27 protein-coding genes and 1 riboswitch are annotated in these 25,063 nt (G+C 70.0%); of the genes, 20 read left to right on the forward strand and 7 right to left on the reverse strand.

Going from position 1 to position 25,063, the window contains the following annotated elements; genetic code table 11:
• Positions 1-20 precede the first annotated feature (20 nt).
• The gene (locus ABC337_RS14950; RefSeq protein ID WP_412883313.1) at positions 21-770 is read left to right on the forward strand and encodes an alpha/beta fold hydrolase; all 750 of its coding nucleotides are present in this window, start codon (positions 21-23) and stop codon (positions 768-770) included.
• Between the two features lie 26 nt (positions 771-796).
• Here ABC337_RS14950 and thiC read toward each other — a convergent pair whose 3' ends face one another.
• Positions 797-2,557 (reverse strand): phosphomethylpyrimidine synthase ThiC, encoded by a 1,761-nt coding sequence (gene thiC / locus ABC337_RS14955; RefSeq protein WP_412883312.1) that lies wholly within the window; start codon positions 2,555-2,557, stop codon positions 797-799.
• Positions 2,552-2,659: riboswitch (TPP riboswitch) on the reverse strand. (Overlaps the previous gene by 6 nt.)
• 66 nt (positions 2,660-2,725) lie before the next feature.
• Here thiC and ABC337_RS14960 point away from each other — a divergent pair.
• The 17 genes from ABC337_RS14960 to ABC337_RS15040 all read left to right on the forward strand — a co-directional run bounded on the left by ABC337_RS14960 (position 2,726) and on the right by ABC337_RS15040 (position 16,329).
• The gene (locus tag ABC337_RS14960; RefSeq protein WP_412883311.1) at positions 2,726-3,823 is read left to right on the forward strand and encodes an amidohydrolase family protein; all 1,098 of its coding nucleotides are present in this window, start codon (positions 2,726-2,728) and stop codon (positions 3,821-3,823) included.
• A 75-nt stretch (positions 3,824-3,898) separates the two neighbouring features.
• Complete coding sequence (locus ABC337_RS14965) at positions 3,899-4,774, forward strand: VOC family protein (protein ID WP_412883310.1); 876 nt, start codon at positions 3,899-3,901, stop codon at positions 4,772-4,774.
• Between the two features lie 85 nt (positions 4,775-4,859).
• Positions 4,860-5,297, forward strand: a complete 438-nt coding sequence (locus ABC337_RS14970; protein ID WP_412883309.1) for a hypothetical protein — start codon at positions 4,860-4,862, stop codon at positions 5,295-5,297.
• Positions 5,298-5,506: 209 nt separating this feature from the next.
• On the forward strand, positions 5,507-5,929 hold the full coding sequence (gene rpsP, locus ABC337_RS14975) for a 30S ribosomal protein S16 (RefSeq protein WP_412883308.1): 423 nt from the start codon (positions 5,507-5,509) through the stop codon (positions 5,927-5,929).
• A 1-nt stretch (position 5,930) separates the two neighbouring features.
• Positions 5,931-6,173 carry an RNA-binding protein gene (locus ABC337_RS14980; protein ID WP_290257539.1) on the forward strand — a complete coding sequence of 81 codons (243 nt, stop codon included), beginning with the start codon at positions 5,931-5,933 and terminating at the stop codon, positions 6,171-6,173.
• A 126-nt stretch (positions 6,174-6,299) separates the two neighbouring features.
• Positions 6,300-6,884: a ribosome maturation factor RimM gene (gene rimM, locus ABC337_RS14985; protein WP_412893251.1), complete on the forward strand. Its 585-nt coding sequence runs from the start codon at positions 6,300-6,302 to the stop codon at positions 6,882-6,884.
• A 1-nt stretch (position 6,885) separates the two neighbouring features.
• Positions 6,886-7,692 (forward strand): tRNA (guanosine(37)-N1)-methyltransferase TrmD, encoded by an 807-nt coding sequence (gene trmD / locus ABC337_RS14990; RefSeq protein WP_412883306.1) that lies wholly within the window; start codon positions 6,886-6,888, stop codon positions 7,690-7,692.
• A 280-nt stretch (positions 7,693-7,972) separates the two neighbouring features.
• Positions 7,973-8,332: a 50S ribosomal protein L19 gene (gene rplS / locus ABC337_RS14995; RefSeq protein ID WP_056738299.1), complete on the forward strand. Its 360-nt coding sequence runs from the start codon at positions 7,973-7,975 to the stop codon at positions 8,330-8,332.
• 99 nt (positions 8,333-8,431) lie between these two features.
• The gene (gene lepB / locus ABC337_RS15000) at positions 8,432-9,109 is read left to right on the forward strand and encodes a signal peptidase I (protein ID WP_412883305.1); all 678 of its coding nucleotides are present in this window, start codon (positions 8,432-8,434) and stop codon (positions 9,107-9,109) included.
• Entirely contained in the window at positions 9,110-10,129 is a 1,020-nt protein-coding gene (gene lepB / locus ABC337_RS15005; protein ID WP_412883304.1) for a signal peptidase I, read from the forward strand.
• Positions 10,130-10,139: 10 nt separating this feature from the next.
• Entirely contained in the window at positions 10,140-10,811 is a 672-nt protein-coding gene (locus tag ABC337_RS15010; RefSeq protein WP_412883303.1) for a ribonuclease HII, read from the forward strand.
• A 92-nt stretch (positions 10,812-10,903) separates the two neighbouring features.
• Positions 10,904-11,230 (forward strand): DUF2469 domain-containing protein, encoded by a 327-nt coding sequence (locus ABC337_RS15015; RefSeq protein ID WP_290257548.1) that lies wholly within the window; start codon positions 10,904-10,906, stop codon positions 11,228-11,230.
• A 109-nt stretch (positions 11,231-11,339) separates the two neighbouring features.
• Positions 11,340-11,696 (forward strand): YraN family protein, encoded by a 357-nt coding sequence (locus ABC337_RS15020; RefSeq protein ID WP_290257549.1) that lies wholly within the window; start codon positions 11,340-11,342, stop codon positions 11,694-11,696.
• Complete coding sequence (locus ABC337_RS15025) at positions 11,697-13,241, forward strand: YifB family Mg chelatase-like AAA ATPase (protein WP_412883302.1); 1,545 nt, start codon at positions 11,697-11,699, stop codon at positions 13,239-13,241.
• A 31-nt stretch (positions 13,242-13,272) separates the two neighbouring features.
• Positions 13,273-14,457 carry a DNA-processing protein DprA gene (gene dprA, locus ABC337_RS15030; RefSeq protein WP_412883301.1) on the forward strand — a complete coding sequence of 395 codons (1,185 nt, stop codon included), beginning with the start codon at positions 13,273-13,275 and terminating at the stop codon, positions 14,455-14,457.
• A gap of 127 nt (positions 14,458-14,584) precedes the next feature.
• Positions 14,585-15,511: a tyrosine recombinase XerC gene (locus tag ABC337_RS15035; RefSeq protein WP_412883300.1), complete on the forward strand. Its 927-nt coding sequence runs from the start codon at positions 14,585-14,587 to the stop codon at positions 15,509-15,511.
• 314 nt (positions 15,512-15,825) lie between these two features.
• Positions 15,826-16,329 (forward strand): DUF3145 domain-containing protein, encoded by a 504-nt coding sequence (locus tag ABC337_RS15040; protein WP_412883299.1) that lies wholly within the window; start codon positions 15,826-15,828, stop codon positions 16,327-16,329.
• Between the two features lie 90 nt (positions 16,330-16,419).
• Here the strand turns inward: ABC337_RS15040 and ABC337_RS15045 are convergent, their stop codons facing one another.
• Positions 16,420-17,481 carry an Lrp/AsnC family transcriptional regulator gene (locus tag ABC337_RS15045; RefSeq protein ID WP_412883298.1) on the reverse strand — a complete coding sequence of 354 codons (1,062 nt, stop codon included), beginning with the start codon at positions 17,479-17,481 and terminating at the stop codon, positions 16,420-16,422.
• Positions 17,482-17,553: 72 nt separating this feature from the next.
• On the opposite strand from ABC337_RS15045, the gene ABC337_RS15050 reads away from it, so the two are divergent.
• Both ABC337_RS15050 and ABC337_RS15055 read left to right on the forward strand, forming a co-directional pair.
• Positions 17,554-18,789, forward strand: a complete 1,236-nt coding sequence (locus ABC337_RS15050; protein WP_412883297.1) for a M20 metallopeptidase family protein — start codon at positions 17,554-17,556, stop codon at positions 18,787-18,789.
• Between the two features lie 52 nt (positions 18,790-18,841).
• Positions 18,842-19,798: an ABC transporter substrate-binding protein gene (locus ABC337_RS15055; RefSeq protein ID WP_412883296.1), complete on the forward strand. Its 957-nt coding sequence runs from the start codon at positions 18,842-18,844 to the stop codon at positions 19,796-19,798.
• A gap of 84 nt (positions 19,799-19,882) precedes the next feature.
• Here ABC337_RS15055 and fabF read toward each other — a convergent pair whose 3' ends face one another.
• The 5 genes from fabF to ABC337_RS15080 all read right to left on the reverse strand — a co-directional run bounded on the left by fabF (position 19,883) and on the right by ABC337_RS15080 (position 24,993).
• The gene (fabF, locus tag ABC337_RS15060) at positions 19,883-21,118 is read right to left on the reverse strand and encodes a beta-ketoacyl-ACP synthase II (protein ID WP_412883295.1); all 1,236 of its coding nucleotides are present in this window, start codon (positions 21,116-21,118) and stop codon (positions 19,883-19,885) included.
• A 180-nt stretch (positions 21,119-21,298) separates the two neighbouring features.
• Positions 21,299-21,544, reverse strand: coding sequence for an acyl carrier protein (locus tag ABC337_RS15065; protein WP_290257560.1), 246 nt, complete (start codon positions 21,542-21,544; stop codon positions 21,299-21,301).
• A 138-nt stretch (positions 21,545-21,682) separates the two neighbouring features.
• On the reverse strand, positions 21,683-22,735 hold the full coding sequence (locus ABC337_RS15070) for a beta-ketoacyl-ACP synthase III (protein ID WP_412883294.1): 1,053 nt from the start codon (positions 22,733-22,735) through the stop codon (positions 21,683-21,685).
• Positions 22,732-23,661 (reverse strand): ACP S-malonyltransferase, encoded by a 930-nt coding sequence (locus ABC337_RS15075; RefSeq protein ID WP_412883293.1) that lies wholly within the window; start codon positions 23,659-23,661, stop codon positions 22,732-22,734. Before ABC337_RS15075 ends, ABC337_RS15070 begins: the two co-directional genes overlap by 4 nt.
• 87 nt (positions 23,662-23,748) lie before the next feature.
• Complete coding sequence (locus ABC337_RS15080; RefSeq protein WP_290257563.1) at positions 23,749-24,993, reverse strand: PucR family transcriptional regulator; 1,245 nt, start codon at positions 24,991-24,993, stop codon at positions 23,749-23,751.
• Positions 24,994-25,063 lie beyond the last annotated feature (70 nt).

The following is a 25,063-nucleotide window of genomic DNA, read 5'->3' on the forward strand; positions in this document are numbered from 1 at the left end:
CCGTGGAATAGGCTTGGAGCATGTTCAAGGAGCGCGTAGTTTTCGTCCACGGGGCCGGCAGTTTTGGTGCCGCGGCGTGGCCGAAACAGCACGGCATGGCGCTGGCCTATGACGCGCTCTTCCTCCGCAGGCACGGCTTCGACCCGGCGGCCGAGCCGATGGAAACCGACTTCGCGGCGGACGCCGGGATCGTCCTGGGCGCCCTGGCCGACGACGGCCGCGGGGCCGCCGGTGGCCACGTCGTCGCCCACTCCCAGGGTGCCATCGCCGCGATGATGGCCGCCGTCGAACGGCCCGACCGGGTCCAGTCCCTCACGCTGGTGGAACCGGCCTGCCTCTCCCTGACGGCGGAACTGCCGGCCACCGCCGCGCACCGGGCCCTGATGGAACCGCTCTTCGACGTCCGGCACAGCCTGGGCGACGAGGACTTCCACCGCGAATTCGTCCGCCGCGTCTTCGCCGCGCACGCCCCGCTGCACGGGGCCGCCGGGGAAGTCGCGGCGGACAACGCCCGGGAGGCGCGGCGGCTCCGGCTGCAGGCCCCGGCTTGGGAGGCTCCGCTGCACATTGTCCCGGGCGTCCCCACCCTGGTCCTCACCGGCGGCTGGGAACCGCTGTATGAGGAGATCGCCGGCTACCTGGTGGAGACCGGCGCCCGGCACCGAACCGCCCCGGGCGGGCACCGGCCGCAGGACTCACCGGAGGGGGACCGGGCGATCCGCTCCTTCATCGCCGACGTCGTCCGCAGCCGGCACGCCCGCGCCTCCTAACCTCGCGCCTTCTAGTCCCGGGCCCCCTAGTCCCGGCCAGCCCCCACACCCGGATCCGGCAGGTAGACCTTGCCGCCGGAGGCGAGGAACTCCTCGCTCTTCTCCCGCATGCCCGCGTCGGCCCGGGCCGCCTGCGCCTCGGCGGAACCAAACTCATTCCGGATGTCCTGGCTGATCCGCATCGAGCAGAACTTCGGCCCGCACATGGAACAGAAGTGCGCCGTCTTGGCCGGCTCGGCGGGCAGCGTCTCGTCGTGGAAGGCCTCGGCGGTGACCGGGTCCAGGGACAGGGCGAACTGGTCCCGCCAGCGGAACTGGAAGCGGGCCTTGGACAGGGCGTCGTCCCGCTCGTGCGCGCCGGGGTGGCCCTTCGCAAGGTCAGCGGCGTGGGCGGCGATCTTGTAGGTGATCACGCCGGTCTTCACGTCGTCCCGGTTCGGCAGGCCCAGGTGTTCCTTGGGTGTGACGTAGCAGAGCATGGCCGTCCCGTACCGGGCGATCTCGGTGGCGCCGATGGCGGAGGTGATGTGGTCGTAGCCGGGCGCGATGTCGGTCACCAGCGGTCCCAGGGTGTAGAACGGCGCCCCCTTGCACAGCTCCTGCTGGCGTTCGACGTTTTCCCGGACAAGATGGAACGGGACATGGCCAGGGCCCTCCACCATCACCTGGACGTCGAATTCCCAGGCCCGCTGCGTGAGCTCGGCAAGGGTGTCCAGTTCGGCGAACTGAGCGGCGTCGTTGGCGTCCGCCGTCGATCCCGGCCGCAGCCCGTCACCGAGGGAAAAGGCGACGTCGTAGCGGGCGAAGATGTCGCGGAGCTCGTCGAAGTGGGTGTACAGGAAGTTCTCCCGGTGGTGTGCCAGGCACCAGCCGGCCATGATGGAGCCGCCGCGGGACACGATCCCGGTGACCCGGTTGGCGGTCAACGGCACATACCGGAGCGGCACCCCTGCGTGGATGGTCATGTAGTCCACGCCCTGCTCGCACTGCTCGATCACGGTGTCCCGGAAGATTTCCCAGGTTAGCGCGTTCGCCTCGCCGTTGACCTTCTCCAGGGCCTGGTAGATCGGGACGGTGCCGATCGGGACCGGGGAGTTGCGGATGATCCACTCGCGGGTGGTGTGGATGTCGTCGCCGGTGGAGAGATCCATGACGGTGTCGGCGCCCCACTGGGTGGCCCACTGGAGCTTGTCCACCTCCTCCTCGATGGAGCTGGTGACCGCCGAGTTACCGATATTGGCGTTGATCTTCACCAGGAAGGCCTTTCCGATGATCATCGGTTCGGACTCGGGGTGGTTGATATTCGCCGGGATGATGGCCCGGCCGGCGGCGAGTTCGCTGCGGACCAGTTCGACGTCGCAGTTCTCGCGCAGGGCGACGAAACGCATCTCGGGGGTCGCTACGCCCTGCCGCGCGTAATGCATCTGGGTGACGGTCCGGCCGGGGAGGGCCCGGCGCGGTGCCGGGGGAGCGTTGCGCCACTCCGCCGAGGCGGCCCCGCGGCGGACCGCGGACTTGCCGTCGTCGAGGAGGCTGCGTTCCCGTCCCGAGTAGGGCTCGGTGTCCCCGCGTCCGGCAATCCAGTCGGCCCGAAGGGGCGGCAGGCCCGCCACCGGGTCGCTGCCCGGCCCCGCCGTGCGGTAGGCCCGGAACGGGGGATTCGGGGTGCCGCCGGGGGAGGGTTCCAGGGCGATGTCGGTCACCGGGACCCGCAGGCCGTCGCCTTCGATGTAGGCCAGCGTGTGCGACGCGAGGGCAGGGCTGTGCTGGGAATTTGTGGTGCTCAAGGGTTACTCACTTCCTTCGCCGGCATTACCCGGACAGGTTCAACGGTCGCAGGCTGCCTCAGCCCGATCTCAGCCCCTGCAAGGGCTCCCGTGTGGTCGTAGACGAAGCTATCACAGGGCCCCGATCGCGGCTCCAAGGTTCCGTCTCCCGCGATTAGGCTGGGACTCATGAGCGGCATCATCGAATTCACCGGGCCCGTCCTCACCTCCGTGAACCGGGAGCGGCGCGGCCTGTGGTCTGTGGACGGGGTGCTGACCTTCGACCGTCCGGAGGCGGCCCCGGACCAAGTCATCGACGGGTGGGTAATCCCGGGATTGGTCGACGCCCACTGCCACATCGGGCTCGGGCCCGGCGGTGACGTCGACGCCGGCGTCGCCGAAGCGCAGGCGCGCACGGACCGTGACGCCGGGACCCTGCTGGTCCGCGACGCCGGGGCGGTGCATGACACGCGCTGGATCCAGCAGCGGCGGGACCTGCCCCGGATCATCCGTGCGGGCCGGCACATCGCCCGGAGCCGTCGCTACCTGCGCGGCCTCGCCGTCGAGGTTGAACCCGGTGACCTGGTCGAGGAGGTCCGGAAGCAGGCGCGGGCGGGGGACGGCTGGGTCAAGCTCGTGGGGGACTGGATCGACCGCGACGCCGGGGACCTTGCCGCAAGCTTCCCCGCCCGCACCGTCAGGGACGCCGTCAGCGCCGCGCACGACGAGGGCGCCCGGGTCACCGCGCACTGCTTCGCCGAGGACACCCTCGATGACATGCTCGACGCAGGCATTGACTGCATTGAACACGCGACCGGGCTGCTGCCCCGCCATCTTCCGCGTTTCGTCGACCAGGGCGTGCCGATTGTCCCCACCCTGATCAACATCGCCACCTTCCCGGACATCGCCGCGCAGGCCGAGCCCAAGTTCCCGCGCTACGCCGCCCACATGCGCGCGCTCTGGGAACGCCGGGCCGAGCGGGTCCTCGAGGCCTATGAGGCCGGGGTGGCCATCTACGCGGGCACCGACGCCGGGAGCGTCATTGCCCACGGGCGGATCGTCGACGAACTGGAGGCGCTGCAGGCGGCCGGACTGGGCCCGGCCGCTGCCCTTGACGCCGGCGCCTGGTCCTCCCGGGCCTGGCTGGGCGCCGCCGGAATCGCCGAGGGTGCCCCCGCCGACGTCCTGGCCTGCGCCGCTGACCCGCGGCGGGATCTCTCCGCGTTGCGGAACCTGCGCGCCGTCATCCTCCGCGGGGACGTCATCGGCGCGGCATCCGCGGAATAAATTGAAGCTTCAAGTAATTTTATCTGGTGAGAGCCGCCGAATGACGGCAAACCCCCCCAACACCGGAGTGATGCAATGACCACCAGCGCCGCCACCCAGGATCTCTTGCCGGCCGACCTCTCGATGGGCACCGTGATGCTCAAGGTCGGCGACCTGGCAATGATGACCGACTACTACCAGCGCGCCCTCGGCCTGGAGGTGGTGGCCGAGCAGGACGGCGGCCTCTACCTCGGACGCGGCCGCACGCCGCTGGTGCACATCGCCCCGGCCCCGGGACTGAACCTCCCCTCCCGGGGCGAGGCCGGGCTCTTCCACACCGCCCTCCTGTTCGAGGACCAGGCGGCGCTGGCCGCCACCGTCGCCACCGCCGCCCAGTACGATCCCCGGTTCTTCACCGGCAGCGCGGACCATCTGGTCAGCGAGGCCTTCTACTTCAGCGACCCGGAGGGTAACGGGATCGAGCTGTACTGGGACCGGCCGCGCGACGAATGGTCGTGGGACGGGGCGAATGTTGTCATGGACAGCCTGGCCCTGCCGCCGCAGCGCTACCTGGAGCAGCACCTGACCGAGGCGTCGCTCGCCGGCCAGCGCGAAACCGGCGCCGGCGTCGGGCACGTGCACCTCCAGGTCGGCGACGTGCAGTCGGCGCACGACTTCTACGTCGGGACCCTGGGCTTCGAAAAGACCGCAGGCTGGCACGGCCAGGCCCTCTTCGTCTCGGCGGGCGGGTACCACCACCACATGGCCATGAACGTCTGGAACAGCCGCGGCGCCGGCCCCCGGCGCGACACGCTGGGCCTGGGCGAGGTGCTGATCGAGGTGCCCTCCGGGGATGACGTCGGCGCCCTCGCAGACCGGTTGAAGGTCGCCGGCGTCGCGTCCCACCACACCGGCGCCGAGCTCCGGTTCGATGACCCCTGGCGCAACCGGATCCGGGTCGCCGTCCGCTGACCGGCCTCCGGGCCGCCAGCCGATAGGCTGGGAGCACGCCACACGCCGCGGCCCCCGCGCCGCCCGAAATCCAAGGATGAGCCCCGTGGGATTTACCGAAGTCTTCGTCGCCACCCATGACGCCGCGCTCAAGCGGGCCGCCGCACTCGCCGGGGGCGCCCCCGCCGGTCCGGACGCCGTCCGGATCGAAGGCATCAGCGACTACGAGATCGAACGGCTGGGCGACCTCGCCGGCACCGCCGTCCACGCCGCCGGCGCCGACTATGAACTCGCGATGGTCGACGTCTCCAGCGACGCACTGCTCGGCGTGCCCGCCGCCATGGTCCGAACCCTCGCCGAGCTGCTCAGCTACGAGACCGACGAGGGCGAGAGCGTCTTGGCCGATGTCGCCGGGCAGTGGGCGGCCGAGGAGGACATGCCCTTCGGTGCCGCCGAGGCCCTGGGCCACACCCGCCGGATCGCGGAGCTCGCCTCCGCCGTCGACCCCGCAGCCCGCACCGAACTGTACGTTTGGACAGCCTGAGCCCGACGACGGCGCCACCCGCGGCGGCCCGCCGCGGGTGTCAAGTCGAAATCGGCGCGGTGATCTGGCACAATGATCAGGTACTTGATCTGCGTGGCCCCTCTCTCCGCGTCTGGATCTTGTCCTTTTAGAACCCCCTAGTATGGCCCGCCCCACGGGTGCAGAACGCCGGGTTCGACCCCGTTTCAGAAACAGGAGTGACCACAAAAGTGGCCGTTAAGATTCGCCTTAAGCGCTTCGGCAAGATGCGCGCCCCGTACTACCGCATCGTCGTCATGGACTCACGCTCCAAGCGTGACGGCCGTGCCATCGAGGAGATCGGCAAGTACCACCCGACCGAAGAGCCCTCGTACATGGAGGTCGACTCGGACCGCGCCCAGTACTGGCTCGGCGTCGGCGCTCAGCCGTCCGAGCAGGTTGCCGCGATCCTGAAGATCACCGGTGACTGGCAGAAGTTCAAGGGTCTGCCCGGCCAGGAAGGCACCTTGAAGACCAAAGCTGCCAAGGAAGGCTTCGTAGCCCCGGAGAAGGGTTCCGTCATCATTCCGGAAGCCATCACCAAGAAGGCCAAGAAGGACGACGCAGCCGAGGCCCCGGCCGACGCCGAAGCAGAGACCACCGAGGCTGAGTAACTTGCTGGCAGACGCGCTCGAACACCTGGTCCGCGGGATTGTAGACAGCCCCGAGGACGTCAAGGTCAGTGCCAAGAACAACCGCCGGGGGGACACCCTTGAGGTGCGCGTTCACCAGGACGACCTTGGCCGGGTGATTGGCCGCCAGGGCCGGACCGCACGCGCACTGCGCACTGTGGTCGCGGCGCTGGCAGACGGTGAGCCGGTGCGGGTCGACGTCGTCGACACCGACCGCCGCCGGTAGCGCAGCCAGCACACGCTTGATCTCTGTCCGGCCCCTCCACCAGCATTGGTGGAGGGGCCGGACTGTTTTGCGCACACTGCGCCCCCACAACGACCCATCCTTCCCATCCCCGAACAAGAGGACAGCATGCAGCTTCAGGTGGCACGAATCGGCAAACCCCACGGCATCCGCGGCAAGGTCACCGTCCAGGTGCTGACCGACGCCCCCGGTGACCGGTTCGTCCCGGGCACCCAGTTCGTCGTGGAGCCCGCGTCCGCCGGGCCGCTCACGGTCGAGAGCGCCCGCTGGAACAAGGACATCCTGCTGCTGGCATTCGAGGAGGTGGAGACCCGCAACGACGCGGAGGCCCTGCGCGGCGCCAAGCTCTTCATCGAAACCGAGGAACTCGACGAGGACGACGACGAGGGCTGGTACGAGCACGAACTCATCGGCCTGGACGTCCGGGTGGGTGACGAGGTGGTGGGCACGGTCTCCGCGCTGCACACCATGCCCGTCCAGGACCTGCTCGTGGTCAAGGACCGCGCCGGCAAGGAAATCCTGATCCCGTTCGTGGAGCAGATCGTCCCCGAGGTCAACGTCGCCGAAAAGTACGTGCTCGTCACCCCGCCGGCGGGCCTATTCGAGGTCAACACGGACACCGCCGCGACCCCCGACGACGGCGACTCCGCCGCCGAGAGCGCCGCCGAGGGTGCAGACGGGGATCGCGCCTAAGATGCGGATCGACGTCGTCAGTATTTTCCCCGAGTACCTCGCCCCGCTGGAGCTGTCCCTGATCGGGAAGGCCCGGCAGGACGGACTGCTGAAGTTCATCGTCCACGACCTCCGGGATTTCACCACCGACCGGCACCGCACCGTCGACGACACCCCGTACGGCGGCGGCGCCGGCATGGTCATGAAGCCCGAGCCGTGGGCGCAGGCACTCGGCGCCGTCGCGGGCACGGCGGCAGCGGCGGGGGAGAACGAGGCCCGGAAGCCCGTGCTGATCGTCCCGTCGCCCGCGGGGGAGCGCTTCACCCAGGCCATCGCGCACGAGCTCGCCGAGGAGGAGCAGCTGGTCTTCGCCTGCGGCCGGTACGAGGGCATCGACGAACGCGTCTTCGAATGGGCGGCGGACCACTTCACCGTCCGCCCCATGAGCTTGGGCGACTACGTGCTCAACGGCGGCGAGGTGGCGGTCCTGGCGATGGTCGAGGCGATCGGGCGGCTGCTGCCCGGCGTCGTCGGCAACCCCGAATCCCTCGTGGAGGAATCGCACTCCGACGGGCTGCTGGAGTACCCGGTCTACACCAAGCCCTCCAGCTGGCGCGGCCGGGACGTTCCCGCAGTGCTGCTCAGCGGCAACCACGGCAAGATCGCCCAGTGGCGCCGGCACGAACAGTACCGCCGGACCGCGGAGCGCCGCCCCGACCTGCTCGAGGCGTTCGACGCCGGGACGCTGCCGCGCGCGGACCGGACCGCCTTCGCGGACCTCGGGTACACCATCGAGGACGGCCGGCTTCGCCGCCGCGCCGACGCCTGAGCACAGCCTGACACCGGACTTTCCCGCCGCCGTCGTGCGTCCGGCGGACTCCGCGGATTCAGCAAAACCCGCCATTCTGTGGCAAAATAAGTCCTTGTGCCTGCTGGGTGCGAACCTGCCACAGGGGGAGCGTCACCAACAGCGCGGCACCCCGGCCCGGTCAATACCTGCCTGGACCGGAACGACACATTTTCGGCGGTGATTTCCGGGCGCTTCCGCCCCGGGCTTGGCCGCCGTGACCCAACGTGAATGACCTGTGGCGTTCACCAGGAGTGGATCAATGCATATCCTCGATTCCGTCGACGCAGCCTCGCTGCGCAACGATGTTCCCGAGTTCCGCGCGGGTGACACCATCAAGGTGCACGTGAACATCATCGAAGGCAAGAACTCCCGTGTCCAGGTCTTCCAGGGCTTCGTCCTGGGCCGCCAGGGCGACGGCGTCCGCGAAACCTTCACCGTCCGCAAGGTTTCCTTCGGTGTCGGCGTGGAGCGTACCTTCCCGGTGCACTCCCCGATCATCGACAAGATCGAGCTCGTCTCCAAGGGTGACGTGCGCCGCGCCAAGCTTTACTACATGCGTGCACTGCGCGGTAAGGCTGCGAAGATCAAGGAAAAGCGCGACTTCCAGACCGCCAAGTAAGTCCCCGGACTTACCCCGCGGATCCACGGCCGGCCCGGCTCACCCCGGGCCAGCGCCACTGCGCCGATCAAGCACTTCACGCGTCAGGGGATGTGGACCATGGAACAGCCAAAACGCCGGCCCAGGAAACTGGGCTGGCGTTTTGTGCTTCTGGGACTCGTGCTGGCCATCGCCATCAGCGGCCTGGTCAGGTCCCTGTGGCTGGACGTGTACTTCATCCCGTCCGCCTCGATGGAGCCGTTGCTGCGCGACGGGGACCGGATCCTGGTCTCCCGCACCGACTTCGCCACCGACCCCATCCGCCGCGGCGACGTGGTGGTCTTCGACGGGCGCGGGTCCTTCGCGCCGCTGAACAGCGGCGCCGGCCCGGCCGCGGAGCTCGTGGCCGGGGCGGGGCACTGGCTGGGCATCACCGGCAGCGACACCACCTACGTCAAACGGGTCATCGGGCTGCCGGGGGACCGGGTGGTCTGCTGCGACGGGTCCGGCAAGCTCACAGTCAACGGCCAGCAACATAGTGAACCGTATATATATCCCGGCGATGAGCCCAGCACCCTGAAATTCGACGCGATCGTCCCCGCAGGACGGCTCTGGCTGATGGGGGACCACCGTTCCAAGTCGGCCGATTCCAGGGGGCTGCTGGGGGCTCCCGGCGGCGGCATGGTGCCGCTGGACCGGGTGATCGGCCGGCCGGTGATGATCATCTGGCCGCTTGATAGATTTGCTGCACTACCGCGGCCCGACGCGGCCGCCACGACGACACAGAACGGACAGTAGATGCCCGAGACCGGACCCCGGACCCCTGAGCCCCACGGCCAGGCCGAACCCCGGGTGACGTCCGCGCCCATTCCCGACGGCGAACACCCGACGACGCAGTTCCCGGCCGTGCCGGAGAAGCCCGCCCGCGAGACGCCTGCGCCGGAGACGCTGTCCCACGAGACGCTGGCCCAGGAGACGCCCGTCCGCGGGACGTCGGCGGAGGCTCCCCGGCGGGAAGCGCCGCGTGTCCCCGAGCGGGCCGCGGGCGTCGCGCAGGACGGTCCCTCCCATGCGGGCCCGACGTCGGTCCGGGCGCGCCGGGCGCTGGCCCGCGAGGGCCGCAACCCGGTGCTGGTCTGGCTCCGGGAGATCGCCACCGTGGTGGTCATCGCCGTCGTGCTGTCCTTTTTGATCAAAACCTTCCTGTTCCGGGCCTTCTACATCCCGTCCGAGTCGATGATGAACACTCTGGACGTCAATGACCGGATCTTCGTGAACCTGCTGGTGCCCCAGCCGATCGCGCTGCAGCGCGGCGACGTGATCGTCTTCCGTGACACGAAGAACTGGCTGGCCCCCGCGGCGCCCAAGCCGGTAGGTCCCATGACCGGGGTGCAGGACGCGCTGACGTTCGTGGGACTGCTGCCGGACAATTCGGAGCAGCACCTGGTCAAGCGCGTCATCGGGCTCCCGGGCGACCACGTCATCTGCTGCGACGGCAGCGGCCGCCTGACGGTCAACGGCAAGGCCTTGGACGAGAAGTACGTCAACAGCGCCGAAATCCCCCAGGTGCGGGCGTTCGACGTGGTCGTCCCCGCCGGCAAGGTCTGGGTGATGGGCGACAACCGCAACCACTCGGCCGACTCCCGCGCCCACATGGAAACCAATGGCGGCTTCATCGACATGGCCGACATCGAGGGCCAGGCCGCCGTGATTGCGTGGCCGTTGAACCGCGTCAAGGCACTGGATAACTACCCGGACGTCTTCAACGGCGTCCCCGCCCCGTCCAGCACCCCCAACAGCGCCCCGGCAGGAAAGTAAGGCAAGAGCAGTGTCCGTCGCACCAACCCTGGATTACGAGCGCCGCTTCAAGGCCTCGGGCGCACGGTTGCTCGCAGGGATCGACGAGGTCGGCCGCGGGGCGCTGGCCGGCCCGGTCAGCGTGGGGATCGCGGTCATCGACCTGCAGCAGCAGAAACCGCTCGCCGACGTGCGGGACAGCAAGTTGCTGAAGGTTTCCGAACGCGAACGCCTGGAGCCGCTGGTCCGCGCCTGGAGCGTGGCCTCCGCCGTCGGCCACGCCTCGGCCGCGGAGATCGATGCCCTCGGCATCATCGCCGCGCTCCGGCTCGCCGGTAACCGGGCCTGGGCCGCCGTGCTCACGGCCGGCGTGACCCCGGAGGTGGTGCTGCTGGACGGTAGCCACAACTGGCTCACGACCCCGGCGCAGGCGTCCCTGTTTGATGAGGGGCCGGCGGAGCCCGGCTGCGACGCCCCGGTTCACACCCTGGTGAAGGCGGACATGCAGTGCCTCTCCGTCGCCGCGGCGTCCGTGCTGGCCAAGGTCGAACGCGACCGTCAGATGGCCGCGCTGCACGAGGAATTCCCGGCCTTCGGCTGGAACGAGAACAAGGGCTACGGCACCGCCGCGCACAAGGACGCCCTGCGCACCGCGGGGCCCAGCCCCTACCACCGGGTGAGCTGGCAGCTGCTGGGCGACTGAGGCCCTGCATCCTGGCCGGCACCTGCCCCGGGCCGCCGGCGGTTGGCCGCCCCGTGGCGCGCGGCCTCCGCCCGATGGTGCAAGATGGAACCATGAGTGCCGAAGACCTGGAAAACTATGAAACCGACATGGAGCTGCAGCTCTACCGCGAATACCGCGACGTCGTCGGGCTCTTCAGCTACGTCGTCGAGACCGAACGGCGCTTCTACCTGGCCAACCACGTTGACCTGCAGGCCCGCAGCGCCGACGGCGAGGTCTACTTCGACCTGACCCTTCAGGACGCCTGGGTCTGGGACGTCTACCGCTCCGCCCGCTTCGTCAAGAGCGTCCGCGTCATCACCTTCAAGGACGTCAACGTCGAGGAACTCCCTCGCAACGAGGAACTCGCCCTGCCCAAGGTCGAGGACCTCGGCAACTAGTCACCCGTTGCACCCCGCGTCGCCCCTCTTGCTGGGCCCCTGACCGGAGTTACCCACATAGCGTGACCTGCGGGTATTGCAGTCTCTCAACGCCGTCCACGCTGGAGGGATGAGAGCCAAAGACGTTTTGGGCCGCCGCGGCGAGGACCTGGCGGCCGGTTTCCTGGAGGACCAGGGGATCCGGGTGGTGGACCGGAACTGGCGCTGTCCCGCCGGTGAGATCGACATCGTCGCGCTCGATGGCGACGCCCTGGTCATTGCCGAGGTCAAGACCCGCCGCTCGCTGGCGTTCGGGCACCCTTTCGAGGCCGTCGGCGCCGAGAAGCTTGCCCGGTTGCACCGGCTCGGATCCGCCTGGTGCCGGGAGCACGAGCTGCGGATGCCGCTGCGCCGGGTCGATGTCATTGCCGTGCTCGACGACGGCACTGGCGAGGCCGCCATCGAACACCTCAAAGGGGTGGGGTAGATGGCGCTGGGCCGGACCTATGCCGTGGCCCTGGTGGGCCTCAACGGGTACATCGTCGAGGTCGAGGCGGACATTGGGCAGACGCTGCCGGCGTTTGTGATCCTCGGCCTGCCCGACGCGTCGCTGAACGAGGCCAGGGAGCGGATCCGCTCTGCCGCGCAGAACTCCGGCATCCCGCTGAGCCGGCGAAAGATCACCGCCAACCTGATTCCGGCGTCGCTGCCCAAACGCGGCTCCGGGTTCGACCTGGCCATCGCCATGGCCGCGCTCCTGGCGGCCAACGACATCCGGTCCACCGGCCGGCACGTTTTCCTCGCCGAACTGGGCCTGGACGGCCGGCTCCGCCCCGTCCGCGGGATCCTCCCCGCCGTCATGGCAGCCGTCCGGGCCGGCTACCCGGACGTGGTCGTGGCGCAGGCCAACGCAGCCGAGGCCGAACTGGTCCCCGGTGCCAGGGTCCGCGCCTACACCACCCTGGCCCGGCTGGCCTTCGACTTCGGCGCCGATCCGCAGGACCTCGCCCTTGATGCCGATCTGGGGGAGGAACCCGACGACGGCGACGGGCACCCGGAGCCGGCGATGGTGCCGGATATGGCCGACGTGTCGGGCCAGGCCGAGGGACGGCGTGCCCTTGAGGTGGCGGCCGCGGGGGCCCACCACGTCCTGCTGACCGGGCCGCCGGGGGCCGGCAAGACCATGCTGGCCGAACGCCTGCCCGGGCTGCTGCCGGACCTCGGCGATCAGGAGGCGATGGAGGTCACCGCCATCCACTCGCTCAGCTCCCTGACGACGTCGGCGATAACCCTCCGGCGCAGGCCGCCCTACGAGAGCCCGCATCACACCGCCACCGCGGCGGCCATCATCGGCGGCGGCTCGGGTCTTCCCCGGCCCGGCGCCGCGTCCCGGGCCCACCGCGGCGTGCTGTTCCTGGACGAAGCGCCCGAGTACGAACGCCGCGTCCTGGACGCCCTGCGGCAGCCGCTGGAAAGCGGCGAGCTGATCCTCCACCGCGCCGCCGGCACCGCCGCCTACCCGGCACGCTTCCAGCTGGTCCTCGCCGCCAACCCCTGCCCGTGCGGCAAAGCCTCGGGGAAAGGCGTGGACTGCACCTGCACCCCGACGATGCGCCGACGCTACTTCGCCCGGCTGTCCGGGCCGTTGCTGGACCGGGTCGACATCCAGCTGGACGTCGAACGGGTGGCCCTCGCCGACTTCGGGGCACCCCGGGCGGAAGAAACGTCCGCCGCCATTGCCGCCCGGGTCAGGGCAGCGAGGGACACCCAGCTGGACCGGCTGCGGCCGCTCGGCCTCGAGACGAACGCGCAGGTCCCCGGCCGGGTGCTTCGCGGCGGGCTTCGACTGGGCGCCCACCACACCGGCATCCTGGACCGGGCCCTGGAACGCGGCTCCCTCACCGCCCGGGGCTACGACCGGGTACTGCGCCTGGCCTGGACGGTTGCCGATCTCGCCGGACGCGGCAGCCCCGACGCCGACGACGTCGGCCAGGCCCTGGCCCTGCGGCAGTCCGGCGGAGCAACCCCATGACAGCGTGCCCCACCCCGAGGAGGAGAACAGCATGACCGCCAACGAACGCACCGCCCGGGCCGCCCTGTCCCGGCTGATGGAACCGCAGGACGCCGCGGGCCTGGCCCTGGTGCAGGCCGCCGGTGCGGAGGACGCCCTCCGGATCGCCACCGGCCAGCTGAAGCCCGGTCCATCCTTGGAACAGGAGATCACCGGGCTGCTGGCGGAAGCCGGTGCCGGAGGCGGCTGGTCGGGCCTGGGCATGGCGCTCAAACGCTGGGCACCCCGCGTCCCGGACCTCGCCCCGGCACGGGACCTGACCACCATGCAGCGACTAGGCGGACGGCTGCTCATCCCCACCGACGGGCTGTGGCCGGCGCAACTGGCGGACCTGGGGCTGCAGGAGCCGCTCTGCCTGTGGTGGCGGGGCCAGGAGCAGGAACTGCCCCCTCCAGCGAAGGCTGTCGCCCTCGTCGGGTCACGGGACAGCACCTCCTATGGCTCTTCCGTCACCGCCGACCTGGCCTACGCACTGGCGCAGCGCAGTTTCACCATCGTCTCCGGCGGGGCCTACGGCATCGACGCCCACGCCCACCGGGCCGCTCTCGCCGGGGCGACCGGTCTGCCGACGATCGCCGTGATGGCCGGGGGAGTGGACCGCTTCTATCCGTCCGGGAACGAGGACCTGCTCCGCACGGTGGCCAACCAGGGCGCGGTGCTGGCCGAGGTGCCTCCCGGCTCGGCGCCCACCAGGTACCGCTTCCTGCAGCGCAACCGGATCATCGCCGCCCTGGCCGGGGCCACCGTGGTGGTGGAGGCGCGCTGGCGCTCCGGTGCCCTCAACACCGCCCACCACGCCGAAACCCTCGGCCGTGCGGTCGGCGCCGTCCCCGGATCGGTCCACAGCGCCAACTCCGCCGGCTGCCACCGGCTGCTCCGGGAGGGAGGGGCGGTGTGCGTCACAGATGCCGCGGAGATCGCCGAACTCGTCTCGCCCAGCGGCGACTCCCTCCCAGACCAGGCGGCGGGACGGTCGGAGGTCCAAGACGGGCTGACCCTGGAGGACCTGATCCTGTTGGATGCGCTGCCATTGCGGGTCACCAGCACCGTGGAGAAGCTGGCGGTCGTCGCCGGGCTGAGCCCCGAGTCCGTCCGGGCCGGCCTGGGACGGCTTGGCCTGGTGGGCCTGGCCGAGTCCCGCCACGGTGGCTGGAAACGCTCGGCGGCGGCGGTTTAGGGGTGGTGCCGTGCACCCCCCCGTCGCAAGGAGCTCTCGGCGCCGTGGCAAGCCCGGTCGAGCAGGAAGGAGACGGCGCGCCGTCGGGCTCCGCCGGGAAGCGGGACGGGGCTGGGAGAGTGGAAGGGTGCCAGCACCAGCCATCCCTCCCGCGCTCGCCGAGGCCGCCGCCGCCTTCGGCCGGTACCTCGACGCCGAACGCGGCCGCTCCGCCCATACCGTGCGGGCGTACCTGGCCGATGTCGAGAGCCTCCTCGGCCACGCCGCGTCCGAGGGTGCCACCGGACTGGGCGACCTCGAACTCGGGACCCTGCGCCGTTGGCTGGGTGCACAGAGCGAGGCCGGCATGGCCCGCGCCACGCTGGCCCGCCGCGCCGCCACCGCTCGGGCCTTCACCGCCTGGGCCGTCCGCGAGGAACTCCTGGCCGCTGACCCGGCCCTCCGGCTGCGGGCCCCCAAGCGCGAGAAGTCCCTGCCTGGCGTCCTCCAGCAAGGCCAGGTGCAGCGCCTGGTCGCCGGCGCCGAGGCGGCCGCGGCGGACGGCGGACCCATGGCGCTACGGAACCGGGCCATGCTGGAACTGCTCTACGCCACCGGCATCCGCGTCGGCGAACTGACCTGCCTCGACATCGACGACCTCGACCCGGACCGCCGCACCCTGCGGGTGCTCGGCAAGGGCAACAAGGAACGGACAGTGCCGTACGGTGTGCCGGCCGCGCTCGCCGTCGACGACTGGCTCCGGCGCGGCAGACCCGCCTTGGTGGCGGACGGCTCCGGGCCCGCACTTTTCCTCGGCGCCCGGGGTAACCGGGTGGACCAGCGGCAGGTCCGCAGCGTCGTCAAAGACCAGTTGGAGGGCCTCGGGGACACCTCCGCCACCGGCCCGCACGCGCTGCGGCACTCGGCTGCCACCCACCTGCTCGACGGCGGCGCCGACCTCCGGGCCGTCCAGGAGATCCTCGGCCACAGCAGCCTCGCGACCACCCAGATCTACACCCACGTCTCCGTGGACCGGCTCCGCAGCAGCTATCAACAGGCCCACCCGCGCGCCTGAAACCGCATCCGCGACACGCCGAAAACCCGGCGGTGACGGCGCGCTGCGCGGCACTGGCTTATTAGGGTGGGGTACGGCACAATGGGGTTCACGCCCGGCATCCACCACGTGGTCACGCGAAGCTTCCGAGTTTCCCGGCCACCACGGATCCGGACGTGATTTATGTCGAGTCACCGTGCGTTACAAACAATTTGAGTCGCAACACAACTGAATAGTCTGGCTGGGGCAACAGCCCCGCACGCGGGCAACCGCGGCAGACGGACATCCTGGCAGAGGTCGTTGGGGAAGACGTACCTATAGCTATGGAGGATGGAATGTCTGTTGCACTAACCCGTGGTGTCCTGTTCGTTCACTCGGCCCCGACCGCCCTGTGCCCCCACGTTGAGTGGGCAATTGGATCGGTCGTGGACAAGCGCACGGACCTTGAGTGGACCCCGCAGCCCGCCGCGCCCGGAATGTTCCGGGCCGAGCTCTCGTGGACCGGTACGCCGGGGACGGGAGCTTCTTTGGCGTCGGCACTCCGCGGCTGGGCCCACCTGCGCTACGAGGTGACGGAAGAGCCCAGCCAGGGCGTCGACGGCGGCCGCTGGTCCCACACCCCCGAGCTCGGCATCTTCCACGCCGTCACCGACGTGCACGGCAACATCATGGTCTCCGAGGACCGCATCCGCTACGCCTACGAATCCGGCGCGGGTGACCCCTCCGCCGTCTACCACGAGCTCTCCCTCGCCCTCGGCGAGGCCTGGGACGAAGAGCTGGAGCCCTTCCGGCACGCCGCCGAGGGCGCTCCCGTGCGCTGGCTCCACCAGGTCGGCTAGCCCCCACGACTCCCCGGCAGGCTCCGGCGCCGCTTCCTCCATGGCGGCGCACAGAGCCAGCGGGAGGGAGCTGACCGGGGACCGTCTTGCCTACCAGGGCGAAATCGGCACCGTCCCGATGCGCCGGCCCTCGGTGTCGCACAGGTGCCCCATCCTCTTGGGCGTGCTCAGCGCCACCATCCGGTCAAGCACGCCAAGCGACGGGAACACGGCGCTCGTCCGCGCCTCCACCCGCTGCAACTCGCCGAGGTCCCTGACCCAGAACGTGGCGTAGAGGTTGGCCGTCCCCGTTACCGCCGCCACGAACCGGCACTCCGGCCATGCGGCCAGCTCCCGGCCGATCCGGTCCAGGTCCTGACCCGGCGCGACGCCCAGCAGCGAGGCCTGGATCGGCCAGCCGGCCAGCGGATGGGCGATCTCGCAGCGGAAGGTCATGATCCCCGAGGAGATCAGGCGGTTCACCCGGCGCCTTGCCGTGGCCGTGCTCGCGCCCGTCAGGGAGGCCAGCTCCGCCCATCCGAGCCGCCCGTCCAGGGAAAGGTGCTCCAGCAGGGACCGGTCCAGGTCGTCCAGGACCATGGCGTAGGTGCCTTGCCCCACGGACATGGTGCTCCGGTTGAGGACATTGAGCTGGCTCGGGTCCAGCGACCGGAGCCGCCAGCGGCTCCCTTCCAGGTACAGGGATGTGGTCAGCAGCACGGACACGGACACCACCCCCGGCACCCCGTAGACCTTGGTGGTCAGGAAGACGTCCAGCTCGCGCAGGTCACGGGTCAGCACATCACAGTTGATATCGTGGCTGCCCGTGGCCACCTCGATCGTGGCAACCTCAGGACACGTGGAGAGCCGCTCCACCAGTCCCGTCCGGGTGCCCGGGTCCGCGCGGATCATGACGTAGGAGATGCAGCGGCTGCGGCTGAATTCCCGGCCGAAGGAGGCTGTGATCCAGGCCAGGCCCGCGGCGGTCATCCGGTCCCACCGGCGGGCCAGCGTCGTCGCCGTCGTGCCCAGCGGACCGGCCAGCTCCGCCCAGCTGGCCCGCGGACGCAGCTGCAGGGCGTTCACCAGCGCCAGGTCCAGCTCACCCAGCGTGACCGAATCCTGCAGATTACGGTCACTGGAGTCCGTTTCCGTCAATTTGGGCTTCTGCATGGGCCAAGTATCACACGGTGGAGGGGTTGACCCGGTCCCCGTGACCGCCCGACTACCGAAAGCATGGAGACCGTGACGATCTCAGACACCAGGAAACCCATCCGCACGCAGGAACTGGCGGCGGAGCTCGCCGACGGACTCGTCTCGTTCCGGCGGGAGTTGCACCGGATCCCGGAGCTGGGTAACGACCTGCCGCTGACCCAGCGCCGGCTCCTCGCCGAACTGGAGGACCTCGGCCTTGAGATCACGCTGGGGCGGAGCCTGAGCTCTGTGACGGCGGTCCTCCGCGGCGGCGCGGAGCCGGCCGGCGGACCCAAGCCCGTGGTGTTGCTCCGCGGCGACATGGACGCCCTGCCCGTGACCGAGGACAACGGGCTGGAGTACCGCTCCTCCCACGAGGGTCTGATGCACGCTTGCGGCCACGACATGCACGTCGCGGGCCTGGTGGGCGCGGCCCGGATCTTGTCCTCGCTGAAGGACGAGCTGGCTGGCGACGTCGTGTTCATGTTCCAGCCGGGTGAGGAGGGCCCCGGGGGAGCGCTGCCGATGATCGAGGAGGGCGTCCTCGAGGCCGCCGGACGCCGCGTCGACGCGGCCTTCGGCCTGCACGTCTTCTCCGCGGCCCACCCGCGCGGCGTCTGGTTCGGCCGCCCCGGCCCCCAGATGGCCGCCGTCGACGACCTCCACGTCCGGTTCATCGGATCCGGCGGCCACGGCTCCCAGCCGCACCACGCAAATGACCCCATCCCGGCCCTCTGCGAGGCGGTCACCGCCCTGCAGACCATGGTGACCCGGGCCTTCGACGTCTTCGACCCGGTGGTCCTTACCGTGGGACGGATCGCCGGCGGCACTAGGGAAAACATCATTCCCGAGCACGCCGAATTCGACGCGACCGTCCGCAGCTTCAGCGCCGAATCACGGGCCGCCATCAAGGAGCGCAGCGTGCGGCTGCTCAAGGGCATCGCCGCCTCCCACGGCCTGGAGGCAGCCGTGAACTACCACGAGCTCTACCCGGTCACGGAGAACGCCCCGGACGAGTACGAGCTGGCCCGCCGCACCATCGTGGATCTCTTCGGCGAGGACCGCTATGAGCCCATGGCAAACCCGATGCCAGGCGCCGAAGACTTCTCGTTCGTCGGCAATGAGGTTCCCAGCGCCTACCTGTTCCTGAGCGCCTGCGCCCATGGGGACCCCGCCGATGCCGGCTCCAACCACTCACCCCACGCGCTCTTCGACGATGCCGTGCTCCCCGATGCCGCCGCCTGGCTGGCCGAGGTGGCGCTGCGCCGGATCAACCAGGGAGCCTAGGACAGCCCGCCCGACCACCGCGTGGGAGGGCACCAGGAAAGGTAGTAACAGCATGAACGTACTGAATGGGCAGGGCCTCCGGACGGCGGCGGCCGCAGCGGCCGTCCTCGTCGCCCTGAGCGCCTGCACGAACGCCTCCGAGGCGGGCTCCGGCTCCGGGGCAGGATCGGGCACCGGCGGCAGCGGGCAGGCGACGGCGAAGTTCGACCCGGGAACCGTCGCCAAGGACGACGCCCTGGCCGCCAAGGTGCCGGACCAGGTCCGGTCCAAGGGGAAGCTGACGGTCGGCTCGGACACCACTTACGCCCCGGCGGAGTTCCTCGCGGCCTCCGACGGACAGACCCCGGTGGGATACGACGTCGACCTGGCCAAGGCGATCGGCGCCACCCTGGGCTTGAAGGTGGAGGTGCAGACCTCCCCGTTCGAGGGCATACTCCCCTCGCTCGGCCCGAAGTATGACCTGGGCGTGTCCTCGTTCTTCATCACGAAGGAGCGCAGCAAGGCCGCCAACTTCGTTAGCTACTTCCAGGCCGGAACGCAGTGGGCGGTGCAGAAGGGCAACCCGAAGAACATCTCCCTGGACGACCTGTGCGGCAAGACCGTCGGGGTGCAGACCGGAACCTTCCAGGAGAACCCGGACATCTCCGGTCGGAGCGCCCAGTGCGTCGCGGCCGGCAAGCCCGCGATCGACGTCGTCTCCCTCAAGAACCAGACCGACGTCACCACGCGCCTGGTGGCCGGCGGCATGGACGCCATGGCTGCCGGGTCCATCACGGTGGCCTACGCCATCACCCAGTCCGACGGGAAGCTGCAGACCCTGGGCGACGTCTATGGCGCCTCGCCGGTGGGCATCGCCGTCGCCAAGTCGGACACCGCCCTCGCCGACGCGGTGGCCGGGGCCACCAACAAGCTGATCCAGGACGGGACCTACAAGAAGATCCTGGCGGCGTGGGGCACCGACGGCGGCGCCATCGCCAAGGCCGAGGTCAACCCCATGGTCAACAAGTAGCGGACGGGCCAACGCAAACGACGGCGGCCAGGTTCCCCGCGAAGGGAACCTGGCCGCCGTCGTTCGTGCTGCGTGCGGTGGACGCTAGATGCTGCGCACCGCGATCACGGCGTTGTGGCCGCCGAAGCCGAAGGAGTTGCTCAGCGCGACGATGTTGCCGGCCGGGAGCGCCCGCTCGGAGGTCACGACGTCCAGCGGGATCTCCGGGTCCTGGTTCTCCAGATTGATGGTGACGGGAGCCTTGCGTTCGTGCACGGCGAGGACCGTCAGGACCGCTTCCACGGCACCGGAGGCGCCCAGCAGGTGGCCCATCTGGGACTTGGTGGCGGAGACCGCCACGTTGTCCACGTGGTTGCCGAGGGCGGCCTTGAGGGCGGTGTACTCGGGCTTGTCACCGACCGGGGTGGAGGTGGCGTGCGCGTTGACGTGCACCACGTCCTCGGCCTGGATGCGGCCGTCGAACATGGCCGCCTTCAGTGCTCGGGTGGCGCCCAGGCCCTCGGGGTCCGGGGCAGTGATGTGGTAAGCGTCCGCGGTTACCGAGGTGCCGGCCAGTTCAGCGTAGATCCGGGCGCCGCGGGCCAGGGCGTGCTCCTCGGCCTCGAGGACCAGTGCGCCGGCGCCCTCGCCCATGACGAAGCCGTCACGGTCGCGGTCGTACGGGCGGGAGGCGTGCTCGGGATCGTCGTTGCGGCGGGAGAGGGCCTGCATCGAGGAGAACGCGGCGATCGGCATCGGGTGGATGGCGGCTTCGGCGCCGCCGCAGACGACGACGTCGGCCTTCCCGGAGCGGATCAGCTCCAGTCCCATGTGCACGGCTTCGGTGCCGGAGGCGCAGGCGGAGACGGGTGTGTGGGCGCCGGCGCGGGCTCCCAGGTCCAGGCTGACCGCGGCGGCGACACCGTTGGGCATCAGCATCGGAACGGTCATCGGCAGGACACGGCGGGGGCCCTTTTCGCGCAGGGTGTCCCAGGCGTCCAGCAGGGTCCAGACGCCGCCGATGCCGGTGGCGAAGGCCACGGCCAGGCGGTCGTGATCGATGCCGTCGATGTTGGCGTCGGCCCAGGCCTCACGGGCCGCGATCACGCCGAACTGGGTGGACGGGTCCATGCGCTTGGCTTCGACCCGGCTCAGGACCTCGAGGGCGGGGGTGGAGGCGCGTGCGGCGAAGTGGACGGGCAGCTCGTACTTGGCAACCCAGTCGTCTTCGAGCGTGTGCGCGCCGGAGACGCCCTTGAGCGCGTTCTTCCACATTGTGGGGACATCGCCGCCGATGGGTGTGGTGGCACCCAGACCGGTGATGACTACTTTGCGTGCCATGGGATCACTCTTTCGTCGGTGCGCGTGCCGCTATCGGTGCCAGCCAGGGCGCCGGGGCCTGCGTAGGAAACTCGGTGGTCAGTCAGTGAATCGGGGGAGCGCCGGGAGCCGCTGTGTCAGCGGCCCCCGGCGGCCCGCGGTACCGCCCCCGTGGGGGACGGCGCCAGGGAGCAGGCGGAATTAGGCCTGGGCGTTGGCGATGAAGTTGACGGCGTCGCCGACGGTCTTGAGGTTCTTGACCTCTTCGTCCGGGATGCGTACGCCGAACTTTTCCTCGGCGTTGACCACGATGGTCATCATCGAGATGGAGTCGATGTCGAGGTCCTCGGTGAAGGACTTGTCCATTTCGACGGCCTCGGGGGCCAGGCCGGTCTCTTCGTTCACGATTTCGGCCAGGCCGGCCAGGATCTCTTCGTTGTTAGCCATGGTGGCTCCTTCTTTTGTTGGTGCCATCGGCCGCCGGACGGGTCCGGAGCGTTGGGCGGAGTGGTTCGGGCCGAGGGTTCGGTCCGGTGGGGGAATCCGGGCTGCCTGCCGTGCCGGCACCCGGGAAGTCGCGGTGGACTACGGCAGCACGATCACCTGGGCGCCGAAGACCAGCCCGGCGCCGAAACCGATCTGCAGGGCGAGTCCGCCGCTGAGGCCGGGGTAGTCCTGCAACAGCCGGTGCGTGGCCAGCGGAATGGACGCCGCCGAGGTGTTGCCCGCCTCGGCGATGTCCCGGGCGACGATGACCGATTCCGGCAGCTTGAGCTGCTTGGCCATCTCGTCGATGATCCGCATGTTGGCCTGGTGCGGGATGAAGGCGGCGAGGTCCTCGGCCTTGACGCCCGCGGCGTCGAGGGCCTGCTGGGCCACCTTGGCCATTTCCCAGACCGCCCAGCGGAACACCGTCTGGCCGTCCTGGCGCAGCGTGGGCCAGAGCGCGGCCTCGGTGACGGCGGCTTCGCCCTCGCTGAGGGCGCCCTTGCCGGCGGCGTGGTCGCGGATGTCCAGCATCGAGTGGGTCATGCCGATGGCGTCCCACTTGCTGCCGTCCGAGCCCCAGACCGACGGGCCGATGCCCGGGGTGTCGGAAGGGCCGATGACGACGGCGCCCGCGCCGTCGCCGAGCAGGAACGAGATGGTGCGCTCGGTGTTGTCGATGACGTCGGAGAGCTTCTCGGCGCCGACCACCAGCACGTACTTGGCGGCACCGGAGCGGACCAGGGCGTCGGCCTGGGCGATGCCGTAGCAGTACCCGGCACACGCGGCCGAGATGTCGAAGGCCGGGGCCGGCGTGGCACCCAGGCGGTCGGTCAGGCTCGCGGCCGCGGATGGCGTGGCGTAGGGGTGGGTGACCGTAGAGACGATCACGGCACCGAGCTCGGAGGGATCGACGCCGGCGCGTTCGAGGGCCTCGCGGGCGGCGCCCTCGGCCATGTCGATCACGCTGACGTCTGCGGGGGCGCGGTGCCGGGTGACGATCCCGGTGCGCTGGCGGATCCACTCATCGGAGGAGTCGATCCACTGGCAGACGTCCTCGTTGGTGACGATGACGTCGGGACGGTACGCACCGACGCCCAGCACACGGGTGCCGTTCTGCAGGGGGGCCTGCTTCAGCGTAGGAGTGCTCATTTTCCTCCCTCAAGTTCTGCGAATAGTGCCAAGGCATCGGACAGATCGTCCGGTGTCTTGACGGTAACAGTCTTCACGCCGGGAATGCCGCGCTTGGCCAGGCCGGCGAGGGTGCCTGCCGGGGCCAGCTCGATCAGGCCGGTGACGCCGCGCTCCACCAGGGTCTCCATGCAGCGGTCCCAGCGGACCGGGCGGGAGACCTGGGCGATGAGGCTGTCTACCGCGGCGCCGCCGTCGGTGACCTGCGCGCCGTCGAAGTTCGAGAGCAGCGGAACCTGCGGGTTGCGGGGGTGAAGCGTGGGGCGCAGCGCCTGAAGTGCGGCGACGGCGGGAGACATGTGTGAGGTGTGGAACGCACCGGCGACCTTGAGCGGGATGACCCGGGCCTTGGCCGGCGGCTTGTCCGCGAGGGCCTTGAGCTGCTCGAGGGTGCCGGCGGCGACGGTCTGTCCGGCGCCGTTGACGTTCGCGGGGGTCAGCCCGGCGGCCTCGATGGCGGCCAGGACCTCGGCGGGGTCGCCGCCGACGACGGCGCTCATGCCGGTCGGGGTGGCGGCGGCCGCGGCGGCCATGCCGTTGGCGCGTTCCCGGACGAAGGTCATGGCCTCGGTCTTGGTGAGGACACCGGCCAGCGCGGAGGCGGTGATTTCGCCCACCGAGTGGCCGGCGAGGATGACGGGGAGGGTTTCGAGTTCGACGTCGAACAGCGCCTTCGCGGCGACGAGTCCGGCCGCGACGATCAGCGGCTGCGCGACGGCGGTGTCCTTGATGGTCTCCTCATCGGAGGTGGTGCCGTGGGCGGTGAGGTCGATACCTGCTATTTCGCTCAGGGAGGCCAGGTGGCCTGGGACGGAGGGCAGTTCCAGCCAGGGGGCCAGAAAACCGGAGGTCTGGGAGCCCTGTCCAGGGCAGACGATTGCAAGCACGTAACCAGCTTTCCAAATGCCGCGTGATTCATCGGTACTTTCATGCACCAAGCTCACTGGGTCAGTTTGTAGGAAGTCTACAACCTCTCAGCCGCCGTTGCGGGATGGCTGCCGCTCCACGGCGGGCTTCGGCGGGGTGGAGAGACGCCCCACCACGAGGGCCGCCTGGAGCACGAACGCCTCCCGCGGGATCAGTGGATCCCAGCCGGTCACGTCGCAGACGCGCTTGAGCCGGTAACGGACCGTGTTGGCGTGGACGAACAATTCCCGGGCCGTGGCTTCGAGCGAATGACCCAGTTCGAGGTAGGTCCCCAGGGTCTCCACCAGCCCGTTCGAGGCGGCCAGGAGGGGCCGGTAGATGTTCTTCACCAGGGACCGGCGGGCCGCGTCGTCGCCGGAGATGACCCGCTCCGGCAGCAGGTCGTCCGCGGCCACCGGGCGCGGGGCCGAGGGCCAGGCGCGGGCGGCGGTGAGGCCGGCGAAGGCGGACTGGGCGGAGCTGCTGGCCTCCGGCAGGGAGGCTGCCTCGGCGCCGTACACGACGGGACCGGGGGCGAAGAGTTCGCTGAGCTTCTGACAGGCGGTCTCCCGGTCCTGCACGCCGCCGAGGATCAGGATCAGCCGGTCGCCTTGGATTCCCACCAGGGCGTCCTCGGCGAACCGGCCGGCGGTGCGGCGCAGCTCGCTGACGTAGCTGGCGCTGGGTTCCGAGGGCGAATTGCCCACCATGACGGTGAAACGTTCCTGCGCCTTCCAGCCCAGGGCCGCGATCCGGGACCGCAGGGCATCGGTGTTCTCGCCACGCAGGATGGCGTCGACGATCAGGGCCTCCAGCCGGGTGTCCCAGGAGCCGCGGGTCTCCGCGGCGCGGGCGTAGACGTCGGCGGCGGCGAAGGCGACCTCGCGCGAATAGCGGAGCACCGCCTCGCGCAGGGCGGCCTGATCGGCCTCGGGGGCGATGATCGGGACCTGCTCCTCAACCACCTCCACCACGATCCTGATCAGCTGGAGCGCCTTCTGCAGGCTGATGGAGCGGGTCAGTTCGGTGGGGGCGGTGCCGAAGACGTCGGAGAGGATCCACGACGGCGAGCTGGGCCGTTCGAACCAGGTGACGAAGGCGGCAATGCCGTTCTGGGCCACCATGCCCAGCGCGGAGCGTTCGTCGGAGTTCAACCGGCTGTACCAGGGCAGCGAGGATTCCAGCCGCCGCAGCGTGGTGGTGGAGAGCTGGCCGACGCTGGAGCGCAGCTTCTTCAGCGTCTCGGCCTTCTCCGGGGACAGGGTCCGGGCGGCGGATTTGCGCTGCGCGGGGGTGGGGGTGGGCTCTGCCATGACAACGAGCATACGGCGCCCGCCTGACAAGCTCCATTTGTGCGAAGGCTACAACTTGCTTTGCGCTGGA

The sequence above is a fragment of the Arthrobacter phoenicis genome, from assembly GCF_047238215.1.
GTDB lineage: Bacteria > Actinomycetota > Actinomycetes > Actinomycetales > Micrococcaceae > Arthrobacter.